Origin of the sequence: Leptospira sp. WS58.C1 (assembly GCF_040833995.1) — a bacterium.
In the GTDB taxonomy this organism is placed as follows: domain Bacteria; phylum Spirochaetota; class Leptospiria; order Leptospirales; family Leptospiraceae; genus Leptospira_B; species Leptospira_B cinconiae.
The window spans coordinates 3,461,352-3,475,189 of sequence record NZ_CP162137.1; the positions used below are offsets into that span (position 1 = coordinate 3,461,352).

Here is a 13,838-nt window from a genome sequence, read left to right on the forward strand (position 1 = left end):
TAAGGGGGCAAAGATCTATTACACTAGCGCAGGTTCTTCGGAACGCTCCGGATTGTTTGGAGAATTTCCTCCGTCGGAACCTTGATCCGCAGGTTTATAATCGGTCCAAACTTCTTCCAAGAAGTCCAGTTTTCCCTCTTTAAAGGATACTGTGATCTTGGTAGGCTCTTTATAAGCCCCTTTCAAGGTTTGGACAGCCATATAATCTTCCAACTCACGTTGGAACACTCTACGCAATGGACGTGCTCCGAACTTCTCGTCGTAGCCTATATCCATGAAGTGGTCCTTCGCTTCTGGAGTCAGGTCTATCTTGATCTTCTTATCCAATAATCTCTTATTGGTGTCTTTGATCATGATATCCATAATCGCCATTAGCTCTTCTTTTCTGAGAGGTTTGAAGTAAACCACTTCGTCCACACGGTTCAAGAACTCCGGATTGAAATGTTTTTTCAACTGCTCTCTTGCTTGGTCCGACTTGTACTTGTCTGTCTCTCCGGAACGATCTTCGAATCCTAAACGAACCGTGCTAGAAATTTCTTTAGCACCGATATTAGAAGTCATGATGATGATCGCATCCCTGAAGTTTACCTTACGACCTTTGGTATCGGTCAGGTTCCCTTCTTCCATTACTTGGAGAAGAACGTTGAAAATATCATGATGAGCTTTTTCGATCTCATCCAACAAGATGATAGAATACGGTTTTTTACGCACGAACTCTGTCAATTGTCCGCCGTCATCGTAACCAACATAACCTGGAGGAGCACCGATCAATCTACTGACCGCATGCGGTTCCATATACTCGGACATGTCGACACGCAACATTGCATCTTGGTCTCCGAATAAGAACTCAGCCAACGCTTTAGCAAGCTCGGTTTTACCCACACCTGTAGGTCCGAGGAAGATAAAGGATCCGGTAGGTCTACGCTCTGCTTTAAATCCGGTTCTCGCTCTACGAACGGATTTTGCGATTTTTTCGATCGCTTCGTCCTGACCGACCACTCTTAGTTTGAGTTCCTCTTCCAAACGAAGAAGTCTAGAAGACTCGTTCTCTTCCATTCTTTGTAATGGAATTCCGGTCCATTGAGAAACCACGGAAAGAATATCGTCTTCGTCGATGGAAACCGCGAAATCGTCCAGTTTCTCCTGCCAAGATCTGATCTTTTCTTCCAGAACTTGTTTTTTACGATTTACCTCGTCGCGAACTCCTGCAGCTTTTTCGTATTCTTGGGAGCGAACTAGATCTTCTTTCTTTTGGGAAAGTGATTTGATCTCTTCTTCCAAATCTTTTACTGCTTGAGGACGGGCACAGTTCGCAAGTCTCGCTTTTGCTCCCGCTTCGTCGATGATATCAATCGCCTTGTCTGGTAGATATCGATCATTGATATATCTATGAGATAATCTAACTGCCTGGTCCAAAGCTCTTTCGGAGTAACGCACCTTATGGTGAGCTTCATACGCTTTTTTGAGTCCTGTAAGGATTTGGATCGCATCGTCTACGGAAGGTTCTGCAACTTTTACGACTTGGAACCTTCTTTCCAATGCCGAATCACGCTCTATATACTTGCGGTATTCGGTACTGGTCGTAGCTCCGATACATTGCAGCTCGCCTCTTGCCAGTGCAGGTTTCAGGATATTTGCGGCATCTACCGCTCCTTCTGCCGCACCCGCTCCGATCAGAGTATGCAACTCATCGATAAATATGATGATATTATTAGAAGAAGAAATTTCTTTCATGATCTTCTTCAATCTTTCTTCGAACTCTCCGCGATACTTGGTTCCAGCGATCAAGCTTGCTAGATCTAGGGAAAGTACACGTTTTTCGAAAAGTAGATCCGGGACATTCTTCTCTACGATCGCAAGCGCAAGACCTTCGACAATTGCCGTTTTACCGACTCCGGATTCTCCAACGAGGACCGGGTTGTTCTTAGTTTTACGAGAAAGGATTTGGATCACTCTTTGGATCTCGTTGGATCTTCCCACGACCGGATCCAGTTTTTTATCTCTGGCTAGTTGGGTAAGATCTCTTGCAAACTCATCCAAGATCGGAGTTTTCGTTTTTTCAGCGCGAGGAGTTCCAGGCTGAGCGGTTGGCTGGCTGGAAACTCCCACTGTGCTTGTAGGAGGAGCGCCTAAAAGACGCAAGATCTCTCCTTTGATCACATTATAGTTCACGCTAAAGGAGTATAACGCTCCACCTGCGATATTATTATTATCCCGCAATAATGCTAGAAGAATATGTTCCGTTCCAACATAGTTGTGTTTCAGACGTTTGGCTTCTTCCTTGGAGAGTTCGATAATTTTTTGGTATCGATCCTGCCCTTGGGCCATGTCCATCAACAATGTGCCGGAGTTCTCCCTGGTCCTTCGCTCTACTTCTTTACGAAGTTCGTTCAGATTGATGTTCAGGTTATTCAGTATTTTTATCGCGACCGAATCTTCTTCCTTTAACAAACCTAATAAGATATGTTCAGGGCCTATAAATTCGCTACCAAGACGTTTTGCTTCGTCCTGCGCGATCTCGTTGATTACTCGTTTTGCTCTTTTAGTAAATTCCAACATAATTGCACGCCCTTCCTGATGGGTTCTGTAGGTTAGACTGTATTCGCATCCAATTTCCAACTGGGAGCCGGAATCTCCCTTAAAGAATATATCGGACTAGTTAACCAAAAAGGATTACGGTTCAAATGAGGCTTTTGTCTCGTCTTTTCCGCTTATTACCAGTAAGGCTAAATACGAAACCAAATTGAAAAAGGAATTTTTTCGATTTGGACCGAAATTTTTTCGGAAAAAAACCAATCTACCCTTCAATTCTTCCCGATAGAAGCCCCAGTCTGTAGGCAATCGGAAATCCTTTAACTCTCCCGAGTCCGCAAGTCTTGCCGGAATGGAAACAGAAAGTTTGTCCCCAAAACCGGAGTTGGTAGGACAGGAATTGATGAATCCGATCCCTTTTTGAAAATCAAACTTATCTTCTGCCTCGAATTTTATTAAAAAATCGGATTTTAGGACTGAGTTTAACTCAAGAAGGGAATCAGTCACATATTCCCAGCGAATATGATCCTCGTCTCCCACTACTAATGTCCCTGATTCCCAAGGAATTCTTTGTTTTAATTCCGGGATCAGTCGATTTTTTCCCGAATTTAGATCTTTGGTCTTGGAATCATTCTTTCCTATAAACGAATCTAGAAATTGGTCCGTTTTTTCGGAACGTTCGGTATATGTGGAATTTTTCGGGTTTCTGGCAATACGAAATCTGTATGAAAACGGTAAACGATGAGAATCTATATATGATAGACCTTCTTCCCAATTCGTTTTTCTGAATTTTTCCCAGACGGAAATTGCGGGAAAATGAGAAGGCGGTTCCCAATCGGAAGGAGCTTGGATCGGAATAAACTTGGTATATTCCTCTCCCAAAAATTGGATACAATGAGCGCATCCGATCTTTCCCCGATTTTTCCAGTCGAGTAGGGATAAGCCGCAATAAATACAGCCATCCATAATTGTTTACACCGTTTGCGGGATGACTGCGGGTTTCAATTTTCCTTGGAAGATCTGGTTTCTTTTATGTGCAAGAGCCGCCAGTTCCATATCGTGGGTTACTAGTATTAGACTGAATCGAAGATCCTTTTGTAATTCCTGGATTAGACCCATTAGATTTCTGGAATTCTCTCTGTCCAAGTTTCCCGTAGGCTCGTCGGCGAGTATGAGTTTTTTTCCTGCGACAAGCGCTCTTGCCACACCCACACGAGCGCTTTCACCTCCGGAAAGTTGAGAAGGATGACTATGAATTCTTTCTTTCAGTCCTACTTTTTCCAACATGGAAATTGCTTCCTTTTCCGCTTTAGAAGTAGAATAACCTTTGATCAAAAGTGGAATGCTCACATTTTCCAAAGCGGAAAAATCCGGAAGAAGAAGATGATGTTGGAAGATGAATGCGATCTTCTCCGCACGAAAACTTTCTTTTCCCCTCTCGTCCATCTCGCTTAAATTAATTCCGCAAACTTCCACTTCGCCGGAATCGAAACCGTCCATGGCTCCCAATATGTTTAGAAGAGTGGATTTTCCGATCCCGGATTTTCCCTCTATCGAGAAAATCTCTCCTTCCTCCACGTCCATGTCCAATCCATCTAGTACGGAAAATTCCTTTTCGAGGATATGATACTTTTTAACCAGATTTCGGATCTTAATAATACTCACGTTAGTCGTTCCTTATGGTGTCGACAGGATTCAGGCTTGCCGCCCATCTTGCAGGGAAGTATCCGGCAATTCCGGAAAGTATGGTAGCCGCAGTGGTCACCATAAAAATAAAAGGTATATTGATATCCACAGGAAGTTTATCAAAATAATAGATCCGTTTAGGAACTAATTCCACAGGAGTCCAATCCGAGCCGGTAAAAGAAGGTCCGAGCATATTGATGATCTCTTCTACATAACCTATAATCGTATCGAGTGAGTTTGCTAAGAATACTCCCGTAACTCCGCCGGTCAAAGATGCTAAGATCCCTACAAGCATCGCATTCAACGTAAAGATCAAAAGTATATCGGAAGCAGGGAGCCCGAGAGCCTTGAGCACTCCGATCGATTTCCGTTTGGCACGAACTAGAGAATAAACGGAAGCGACCATCCCAAGCGCGGCTAAGATAATAAATAAGAAAACGATTATAGAGATGATCGTCTTCTCCAATTGTAGAGCTGCTAAAAGATTTTCCTGCTCTTCTGCGATCGTTCTCACGGATAAAGAAGAAGCAGCATCTATTTCCTGTTCGAACTCTAAACTATTAAAAAGTTTGTACAGTTTCCGCTTGCTGATCGCAAGATCATCCAGGGATTTCGCTTTGATCGTGATCTGGTTCACGGAATCTTTCATCTTGAAAAATTTCTGCGCTACCGGCAATGCCATATAAACAAAACTGGAATCGAACTTATAGTTCCCTGTTTTAAAAAATCCGGATACTCTGAAGTTTTGAACGCTTACTTCCACCCCTTTTCCAAGAGAGAATCTTCCTCCCGGCACTGCCAAAGTAAGCTGTTTGCCCAAACTGAAATTGTAAAGATCCTCCATCTCTTTTCCCAAGATGATGTAGTTCTCTCGATTCAGATGACCCAGCTCTTCTCTATCGTAATGGACAAGTCTTGGAAAGTTATGAAGTTTATGCTCTGTCAGCGCATCCACACTTGGGACTGCGACCGCCTTGATTAGAACCGGATAAAATACGTTATATCTCTGGATGAGCCCGTGACTTTGGATCCCACCTTCGACGGAAATGATCCTATCTTTGAGATCAGGATCGTTTTGTATATATTTGATGATTTTTTGGTAGTCCCGGATCTCTCCGCCATTGGAACTACTTTCAATTGTAATATGTTCTCCACCTTGCCACAGAGATTCCTTAAGTTGCCTTTGAAATCCGTTGAAGATAGAAAGCACTACGATAAGTAGGGCGACTCCGACAGCCATAACGATAAACGAAATCCTGGATTTGATCGAAAGGAGTCCTGTAACTCTGGATCCTCGGATATATCGGGAAGTGAGAAGTAGGATCAGGGGGGATCTATGAAAGAAGAAATTCATCAGTTTGGCGATTGAAATTAAACAAATTCGCAAATTTCCTTAGTTTGACAATTATCAGATTCCGATGCAGGATGTCAAAAAAAAGTCGATACCGATTTAGCCTCATAGTAGGATCGGTCTCTCATTCGAAATTATATGCCATCCGAACAAGTATACTCCTTATTATTTCAGTCTAGGGACGGGGCTTCCTCTCTTTACATCCTATTTGGGGGAATCGTCGATCCGGTTTCCAGTCGGATCGATAGATTCGAAGTAGTTGCCGTGGGAAATAGCGAGTTGATCAACGTTCCGTTATCCGGAACAACCTTTAAGGATGTCACCAATATCTGCCAAAAGATCAAATACGAAGGCAAACAACTTAAAAATCTCACAAATAAACTTCAGGAACTATTCCAAAACAGCGGACGCTCCGACGATTTTATGGAGCAGCTCATTCATTATATCAATAAGCGCGAGGACGAAAAGATCAGATACCTGATCAATCAGATCCAAAACCAAGCAATGGGAAATTCCAAACCGGATATCAGTCTTTGGTATTCCTTAATCGATCGAGATAAGATCGAGGAAGCCGGTTCCGGGAAAACTTCCTTTGAAACGTTGGATTCGGCGGAAGAAGTCCATGAAGAATCCGCACCGGAAGAACTTCCTACAATCCCAATTGGAGTTCCGACAGGAATAGATGCTTCTATTCCTCCTACCGCTTCAAGAGTTCAGTTCAAATTTATTCTTTCTCCTGTTTCCGGCATCCCGGTCAATCAACTCAAACCAGGGGATCAGATCGTAGTCCAATTGATCGGAAACGATCCTACTACTTTGGGGATCATAGACTCTATGAAACTCAAAACGGAAGACGGAAGTATTAAACCTATTCCGGCCACGGTTGTCGCCACTGAGAATAAAGGTGTTGAGAATGAAACCATTGTCAAAATAGGGAACGATGTCTTCGGCAAAATTTACGAAGAAGAAAATTCCATCAAGGTCCGTCTTTATACCGGAGAAAAACCGGTTTCTAAGTCCGGCGGCCCGAGCAGCGCCTCTTCAACTTCCAACGCTTCCTTGGAAGCGGGAGAATCCAGTCTACTTCTGACTGTATTGATCGCATTAGGGGTTGTGGGAATTGGAATGATCGCGATTTTTGTATTCTTACTTTAAGTCAGGTCTTTCTCTCACAACTTTTTGGATGGAGAGAATCCAGCTCAGTAAAATCATAGCCCTATAGACGGATTACGATATGAAATCTCGCATTAAATTGACTATCACTTACATTATTCCATTCGTTCTTCTATTGGTCAGCGGGTTTCAACTTTTTTTACAACCTACTTTCTTAAATACAAATGACACCGCAACAATGGAAGCTTTGTTAGACGGGACTGCGAGAGAGCCTATCTCCGGATTTTATTTCCAAGGTGGAGCGATCTCTCAAATGATGCTGACCAAAAAGATCCTAAAAGAGATAGAAGATCCAAGTCTTCCGAACGATTCCCAACCCGAAGAGATCAAAAACAGATTAGGAAGAGTATTACTCGGACAAAGATTGCAGATCTTCTTTTATGTATTTTTAGCGATCCTCTCCCTGACTTCTTTTCTTTCTCTTTATTTCAGGGCATTTTTCTACACGTTCTTAAACAGAATATTGTACTTTTTCGGCTTTATTCACGGACTTTTCAGTATGCCGAATATCGCTTTAGCTGGAGCAAGTTCCGGAAGAACGGAAGATCTTTTTTGGGTGATCCCTTCTTTATTTTTTGCGTTCGCTTGGATCATAGGTATGGTCTATCTGATGTTTACCATCGGAAAACTTTTTTCAAGGGATGACGCAGATCGCTTTTCTTCTCTTAAAAACTTGAGAGAGGACGAATCTGAATTTAGATCCGAAAGTAATCGGAACCATTCTTTTGCTACCGCACTTCTCCATTTTTTGGGAATTGTAGCTTTGGGAACATTGATCGGAAATATCGTTTATATCCCGCTGTTCGTTCTCCAAAAAAATTATTCGGAACCTTTCGGGATCTTGATCGCAGGGGCAGTCGTCGTGATTTCTGCGTTTTATATCCGCAACTATCTCAAGTTCGGAAAAAGCTCGGAGTTGAGTACCTACCAAAACTTGGCCTTAGGGATCAGTTATCTACAGGTCAGATTTATCAGGATCGCTTTGATGATACTTTTGGTTTTGGTCCTGGTGGTCGTATTTATCCTGTTCTTATTCAATCTACTTACGATCAACTTCGGGATCTTAGAATCCCTGTTTCCATCCATCGACAGTAGACAAAATCTCTAAAGCGTTCTTTCCCAACCAATAACAAAGAACAATATGAGAAAAAGCTAAAACAGAATAGCTCAATCTATCCAACACTCTTCTAAATGCGATAAATATCCCGAGATGGGTCACGACCAAGGAGAGTATAAAACCTTCTCCCGCATAATGATTCAGAGTGAGATAAACACTTAAGTAAACCGTAATGATGAAAAATCCCCAGGCTGCAAACTTTTCCAGTTTGAGATGTCTGGGATCCATTAGGGATTATCCGCAACGAGATTCTTTTTTCTGAACTTCACAAAGAACTTTTCCAGTCGGAGAAAAGATAGTCCTGGATAAAAAATTGCCATTCTCATCGAAAACTTCGACAGACTCTGTTTGCCTGTTCGGAAAATAATAGAACCAGGTGCGGATCTTTTTTCCTTTGGAATAATAACCTGAATATTCCAATTCTCCGTCTTTGAAGTATTTCTGCCAAAAATCGGACTTCTGTCCGTTCTTATAATTTCCTTTTACTTCCAGAGTTCCTTCCGGATAATATCTTTCGTACGGACCTTCTTCGTTTCCTTCGTCACCGTTAATTTGAGCGAACTCGTCTTTGATCTGGCTTCCAAATTTTTGTTTGATATAGGGTTTACCATCCGCAAAATACCAAACCCAATCCCCAACCTTGGAACCGTGTTCGTATTTTCCTTGGGAAGAGATCCCTTCCTCGGATCTGAGATAAGATTTACATAGTCCATGATAGAGTTTGTTCTCATCTAAAGGACATTCGAAGTATAACTTCCCATTATCGTAATATATTCTGGCAAGCCCCGGCTCGTTCAGAATATACGCGTTCATATTCTTGTCGTATTTTGCGCCTGCAGGTAGACCATGAGGCCTTTCCGTAGATTCACAAAAGAATAAAAAGGAGCAGACGAAGAATATTATAAATTTTGAAAATTTCATCTAATCGATGGTGAATTTTTTGGTCACGAGAATTTCTCCGTTCTCGTCCTTGATCTCCGCTTCGTAAGCGCCCTCTTCGTCGAAGAAAGAATCGTCGTAGTAGGTTTGGAATTTATCGAATCTGCGTTTGAACTCTTTCTCCTGAACGCTGACCTCTTCCCTGGATTCATCCACCTTATAGATCGTAAGTTTGATCTTATCGGGAGAGAACCAACCGCCTCTTTTATAATATATGAAAAAGTCCTGTCCGTGAGTAAAATGATACTCTTTTTCCGAACCCATTCCGGAAACCTTGTCCGGGGTCATTTTATCCACGTCCATATAGATCTCGTGTTTAGAAGGCCATAGCCACCATACAAAGATCAATACCAAGAAGACACCGAGAATGCGGATCCATTTTTTATTTCCGTTAGAATCGCGGAGTCCCGTTTGTGTGTATTCTTCTATCCTCATACCGTTGTTTAGCTTGAAAATGGGCTCTTTTTTGGGCAATTGTTTTTCCCGGCTTTCGGGCGGTTCGGAAGGAGTAGAATCAATCTCCGACTTGGAACCGGGTTCCGAAACGAAACCAGTCTCCTCAGAAGGGACCCGAGTCGAGGAAATCGGTTCTAAAACCGCCGGCGTTTCCGGCACCTTTAGATCCGGCTTTTTTTCGGCGGAAAATTCTCCGCCTAATGTTTTTTTGACGGCCGCCCCTGCCGCTTTTTTTAATAAGTCCTTCTTACCCGCCAAAAGAGTAGACCTCGTCTGTGAATTGCTGGTAAGCCTTGGTTGTTTTATTTTTGGGCTGGTATTCGTACAAAGACTGGTTTAAAAGATGCGCCTCTTCCACTGCAACGGAAGGAGGGATTTTCGATTCGAATAGACGAAGATGTTCTTCAATCATAGGAACTACCGTTTGAGACATCGTGGTCCTTTGTTGGAATAAGGTCAATAATGCTCCTAAAATTTTCAATCCGGGGTTAAACCTTTTAACGGTATGGTTTTTAGCTTCTAAGATCGCCTCTATCCCATCCAAAGAAAATTTAGAGATCTGCAACGGAACGATGAGTCCGGTCGCGGCGACAAATGCATTCATAGTGATCAAAGAAAGGCTAGGCGGACAATCGATCACCACCCAATCAAAATCATTCTGAACCGTTTCCAAGGCTTCCTTCAGAACAAAAAAGCCGTCCATTTTTCCGGAAAGAAGAACATCGATCTGAGAAAGTTTAGAAGACGCAGGAAGCAAACTCAAACCGGGAATCCTGGTCGGAGAGATGAGTTCGCGAATCGGGACCTTCTCGCTAAAAAGTAAAAAAGAGTCCTTACCGTTCTTGGAAGAAGATTCCGGGAACACGGAACTCGCATTGTTCTGGGCATCCAGGTCTATGAGCAAAACCCTTTCTCCCTTTTTCGCAAGGCCCACGGCAAGATGGACGGACGTGGTGGTCTTTCCCACTCCCCCTTTTTGATTGGCTATACAAAGAGTCTGTTTCATTCAAAAATCCGTTGCCGGTACTGGTCCTCTTAGAAGAATAACTCCATAGGCCTCTAAAATTTCAAGGAGAAGGAAAAATTTCCTGGTCTTTCGGAGAAGGAGGCAAGGGAGCCCTAATGGAATACGAAGTAATCATCGGTTTGGAAGTACATGCTCAATTAAACACGGATTCCAAAGTTTTCTCCGATAGCCCTTCTAAATTCGGAGCCGCTCCCAATTCCCAGGTTTCCTCGGTTTGTTTGGGACTTCCCGGTTCTTTGCCGGTTTTAAACGAAGAAGCGTTGACCAAGGCGATCATGGCGGGTCTGGCATTCGGTTCCAATATTACTCTACATACTAAGTTCGATCGAAAAAATTATTTTTATCCGGACCTTCCCAAAGGGTACCAAATTTCACAATTCGACCGACCTATCTGTGAAGGAGGTAAGATCACCTTTACCGTTAAGGGAGAAGATAAACCTAGATCCGTAAACCTCACCCGCATTCATATAGAAGAAGATGCCGGAAAATTAATACACTCCGCTGATCCCAAGATCCCTCAGTCTTACGTAGACTTAAATCGTGCAGGCACTCCATTGATAGAGATCGTTTCCGAACCGGAAATGCGTTCTTCCGACGAAGCTTACTATTATCTTTTAGCTCTTAAATCTATTCTCAGGTATATTAGAGTTTCCGATTGTAATATGGAAGAAGGTTCCCTCCGTTGTGATGCAAACGTTTCCATTCGCCCGAAAGGTTCGGACAAATTCGGCACAAGAGTAGAGATCAAAAACCTGAACTCGTTCAAAGCAGTCAAAGCCGCTATCGATTACGAGGTAGAATGGCAAAGAGATATGTATTCTCAGGGAAAAACATTCCCTCAACAGACCAAACTTTGGGATTCCGCATCCAACGTGACTCTCACTATGAGAACTAAAGAAATGAGTCACGACTACAGATATTTTCCAGATCCGGACCTTCCTCCCGTAATTCTTACAAAAGAAACCGTAGAAGATATCCGCAAATCCCTTCCGGAACTTCCCGATGCAAGAAGAGACAGATTCGTAGAAAAATTAGGACTTCCCAAATATGATGCGGAAGTACTCACTGCGGAAAGGGAGATTGCCGATTATTACGAAAGCGCTCTTAAAGTCTCCGGAGACCCTAAAAAAACTTCCAATTGGGTCAAAGACGAAGTATTAGGAATTATTAATAAAGAAAGTATTACGATTTCCGAATTTAAAGTTGGACCGGAAAGAATAGGCGGACTGGTAAAACTGATCGCTGACGGAAAAATTTCGGGTAAGATCGGTAAAACCGTCTTTGAAGAAATGCTTGGGACCGACAAAGATCCGGAAACAATCGTGACCGAAAAAAATCTGATCGTAGTTCGAGACGATAAAGAGATCGAAAGGATTGTAGACGAGGCAATCGCTGCAAACGAAGACGCCGTCCAAAAATACAAATCAGGAAAGGACAGAGCTCTCGGTGCAATCGTAGGTTATGTGATGAAAGTTTCCAAAGGAAAAGCGGACCCGAATCTGGTAAATCAGATGTTACTGGATAAATTAGGGCCTTTGCCTCCTAAAGGTTAAGACAAGATCTTTACATAACTTTAGTCGACCTTAGGATTTCGATTTTCTTTTTGTGGAATTCTGCCTTTGGTCCGATTCTATTTGTCCGTCAACCATATTGATCCTTCTGTCGGCTAAGGCTGCGTATTCCGGATCATGAGTTACATACAGGATCGTTGTGCCGTTCTCTTTATTCCGTTGCTTAAAGATCTCCATCGTTTTGTCGCCGTTTGCCGTATCCAAATTTCCTGTGGGCTCGTCCGCAAAGATCAATCCCGGCTCCATTATTAGCGCTCTGGCGATCGCAGCTCTTTGTTGTTCTCCGCCGGACATTTGCGAAGGATATTTATCCTTACAATGTTCCAACCCGAAGTCCTTCAGTAGGCTGCGAGCATAATCTCGTTTCTTTCCTTCTTCTCCAATTTTTCTTGTGGGCATCAATATATTCTCGATTGCACTTAACTCGGGAAGAAGATAATGAAACTGAAAAACGAATCCGATATTTTTGTTCCGAAAACTATGAGCTTCTTTACTTTCCATTTGGAAAAGATCTTTTCCTTCCAAATATACTTTACCGGAACTTGGAGTATCCAATCCGCTCAACATGTAAAGTAAAGTGGACTTTCCGGAGCCTGATCGACCGGTAAGAGAAACGAATTCCCCTTTTTTTATGCTAAGAGTAACATCACGTATTGCTAAAGTAGCCGGTTCTCCGAAAGATTTTACGAGAGAATCACAATTAAGAATTATATGAGGATCGTAATTCATGCGCTTCCCCGAATGATCTCTACAGGAGACAATTTAGATGCCGATCTGGCCGGAATATATGCAGCGATCCCACTAGTAATGACGGAAAGGCAAAAAGCCTGGATATAGATACCGTAATTCCAAGAGATCTTCATTACGTTGGTCATCATCGGACCTTTTGTGGTTTTTCCTCCGATCGGATAACCATCCAACCAATAACAAGCAATCGCTCCGACCAAAAGTCCCAAAAGTGCGCCCAGGAACCCCAATAATAATCCTTGGATAATAAAAAGACGGATCGTATCATTCTCGTCGAATCCGAGAGATCTTAAGATCGCTATCTCTTTTTTCTTATGGTTCACGACCATATTTAGTACATTATAAATTCCGAATGCTACAACCAGAATGATCGTAAATGTAGTCGTATTCCGTACTATGTTCTGGGTCTTAAATACCGAAAGGATACTTTCGTATGCTTGGTCCCAACTTTGTACCTTATCCCTTGTCAGAAAAGACCATTCGGTCGCAACATCCGCCGCCATTGAAACGTCTTTTAATCGGACTACTATCTCCGAAATAATCCCGTTTGCCTGAGTAAGTCTTTGAACTGTTCGGATAGATGCATATACTGAACTCTCGTCTATCATACGATTTCCGATCCGAATCACTCCTTCCACTTTTACGTTTGAAATTTTTCCATTCGTCGAAACTACTTGGATGATATCTCCCGCTTCGGCACCCAATCGTTCTATGAGCCCGGCTCCTGCAAAAATTACGTCGCCACCCCGGTCCAGATCCCGCAAATTTCCCTCTTCGACGTAGTTCCCGATTGTGGTAACTTTCGTTTGTCTGACCGGATCTATCCCGAACAGTTTGGCGGGAAGAGTTTGTTTTCCGAACTTGAAAATCAATTGCCGATTCAATTGGGGAGCGTAAGCCTCCACCCTCTCATCAAGATCTAATTTTAGGAACCAACCCTTAACGTTCGTTAGCTGAGTTGAATCGGTTTTTCCCGATGGAGGTTTGATCCAACGAACGAACGAATCCGGAAAAAAAACTCCTTCAAAACTTTCCTCTTTTAAGACCTCGTCCCTAGGAGAGATCCTGATCTGTGCATCGTTATTCACCAACTGATCAGTGATATATTCCTGAAAGCCCAACATCATCCCGGAAAAAACAACGTAGCCTGCGGTTCCTAAAAGGATCCCGAAAAAGGTAAGGAAAGTTTGTTGTGGACGACTGATCAATTGCCGGATTGCTAAAAAAAACATTCCGATC

13 protein-coding genes are annotated in these 13,838 nt (G+C 42.8%); 3 read left to right on the plus strand and 10 right to left on the minus strand.

The features are described from left to right. Nucleotides 1–18: 18 nt before the first annotated feature. From AB3N61_RS15955 to AB3N61_RS15970, 4 genes are all read right to left on the minus strand, one after another. Entirely contained in the window at nt 19–2,559 is a 2,541-nt protein-coding gene (locus AB3N61_RS15955) for an ATP-dependent Clp protease ATP-binding subunit (protein WP_020769333.1), read from the minus strand. A 114-nt stretch (nt 2,560–2,673) separates the two neighbouring features. Beyond that, a complete protein-coding gene (locus AB3N61_RS15960; RefSeq protein ID WP_367898069.1) occupies nt 2,674–3,498 on the minus strand; it encodes an ATP--guanido phosphotransferase in 825 nt (274 codons plus the stop codon). Nucleotides 3,499–3,504: 6 nt separating this feature from the next. Then, the gene (locus AB3N61_RS15965; RefSeq protein WP_020769332.1) at nt 3,505–4,197 is read right to left on the minus strand and encodes an ABC transporter ATP-binding protein; all 693 of its coding nucleotides are present in this window, start codon (nt 4,195–4,197) and stop codon (nt 3,505–3,507) included. A 1-nt stretch (nt 4,198) separates the two neighbouring features. Continuing rightward, nucleotides 4,199–5,572 (minus strand): ABC transporter permease, encoded by a 1,374-nt coding sequence (locus AB3N61_RS15970; protein ID WP_020769282.1) that lies wholly within the window; start codon nt 5,570–5,572, stop codon nt 4,199–4,201. Nucleotides 5,573–5,707: 135 nt separating this feature from the next. Here AB3N61_RS15970 and AB3N61_RS15975 point away from each other — a divergent pair, with 135 nt between their 5' ends. Together AB3N61_RS15975 and AB3N61_RS15980 are read left to right on the plus strand one after the other, a co-directional pair. Continuing rightward, entirely contained in the window at nt 5,708–6,724 is a 1,017-nt protein-coding gene (locus AB3N61_RS15975) for a hypothetical protein (protein WP_367898070.1), read from the plus strand. Between the two features lie 79 nt (nt 6,725–6,803). Further along, nucleotides 6,804–7,850, plus strand: a complete 1,047-nt coding sequence (locus AB3N61_RS15980) for an LIC_10230 family protein (protein WP_367898071.1) — start codon at nt 6,804–6,806, stop codon at nt 7,848–7,850. Here the strand turns inward: AB3N61_RS15980 and AB3N61_RS15985 are convergent. Genes AB3N61_RS15985 through AB3N61_RS16000 form a run of 4 tightly spaced genes read right to left on the minus strand, consistent with a single transcriptional unit; the run spans nt 7,806 to nt 10,260 of the window. Next, a complete protein-coding gene (locus AB3N61_RS15985; RefSeq protein WP_020769417.1) occupies nt 7,806–8,087 on the minus strand; it encodes a hypothetical protein in 282 nt (93 codons plus the stop codon). The two genes, AB3N61_RS15980 and AB3N61_RS15985, sit on opposite strands and share 45 nt — an antisense overlap. Nucleotides 8,088–8,093: 6 nt before the next feature. Then, the gene (locus AB3N61_RS15990) at nt 8,094–8,780 is read right to left on the minus strand and encodes a toxin-antitoxin system YwqK family antitoxin (RefSeq protein WP_020769406.1); all 687 of its coding nucleotides are present in this window, start codon (nt 8,778–8,780) and stop codon (nt 8,094–8,096) included. Continuing rightward, on the minus strand, nt 8,781–9,512 hold the full coding sequence (locus AB3N61_RS15995; RefSeq protein WP_367898072.1) for a hypothetical protein: 732 nt from the start codon (nt 9,510–9,512) through the stop codon (nt 8,781–8,783). Continuing rightward, on the minus strand, nt 9,502–10,260 hold the full coding sequence (locus AB3N61_RS16000) for a ParA family protein (protein ID WP_020769041.1): 759 nt from the start codon (nt 10,258–10,260) through the stop codon (nt 9,502–9,504). The genes AB3N61_RS15995 and AB3N61_RS16000 overlap by 11 nt, the downstream gene beginning before the upstream one ends. Before the next feature lie 116 nt (nt 10,261–10,376). Between AB3N61_RS16000 and gatB the strand changes: the two genes are divergently transcribed. Beyond that, nucleotides 10,377–11,834: an Asp-tRNA(Asn)/Glu-tRNA(Gln) amidotransferase subunit GatB gene (gene gatB / locus AB3N61_RS16005; protein WP_367898073.1), complete on the plus strand. Its 1,458-nt coding sequence runs from the start codon at nt 10,377–10,379 to the stop codon at nt 11,832–11,834. Nucleotides 11,835–11,864: 30 nt separating this feature from the next. Here gatB and AB3N61_RS16010 read toward each other — a convergent pair whose 3' ends face one another. Both AB3N61_RS16010 and AB3N61_RS16015 read right to left on the minus strand, forming a co-directional pair. Then, nucleotides 11,865–12,581, minus strand: a complete 717-nt coding sequence (locus AB3N61_RS16010) for an ABC transporter ATP-binding protein (RefSeq protein ID WP_020769385.1) — start codon at nt 12,579–12,581, stop codon at nt 11,865–11,867. Further along, nucleotides 12,578–13,831 carry an ABC transporter permease gene (locus tag AB3N61_RS16015; RefSeq protein WP_020769027.1) on the minus strand — a complete coding sequence of 418 codons (1,254 nt, stop codon included), beginning with the start codon at nt 13,829–13,831 and terminating at the stop codon, nt 12,578–12,580. The genes AB3N61_RS16010 and AB3N61_RS16015 overlap by 4 nt, the downstream gene beginning before the upstream one ends. Nucleotides 13,832–13,838 lie beyond the last annotated feature (7 nt).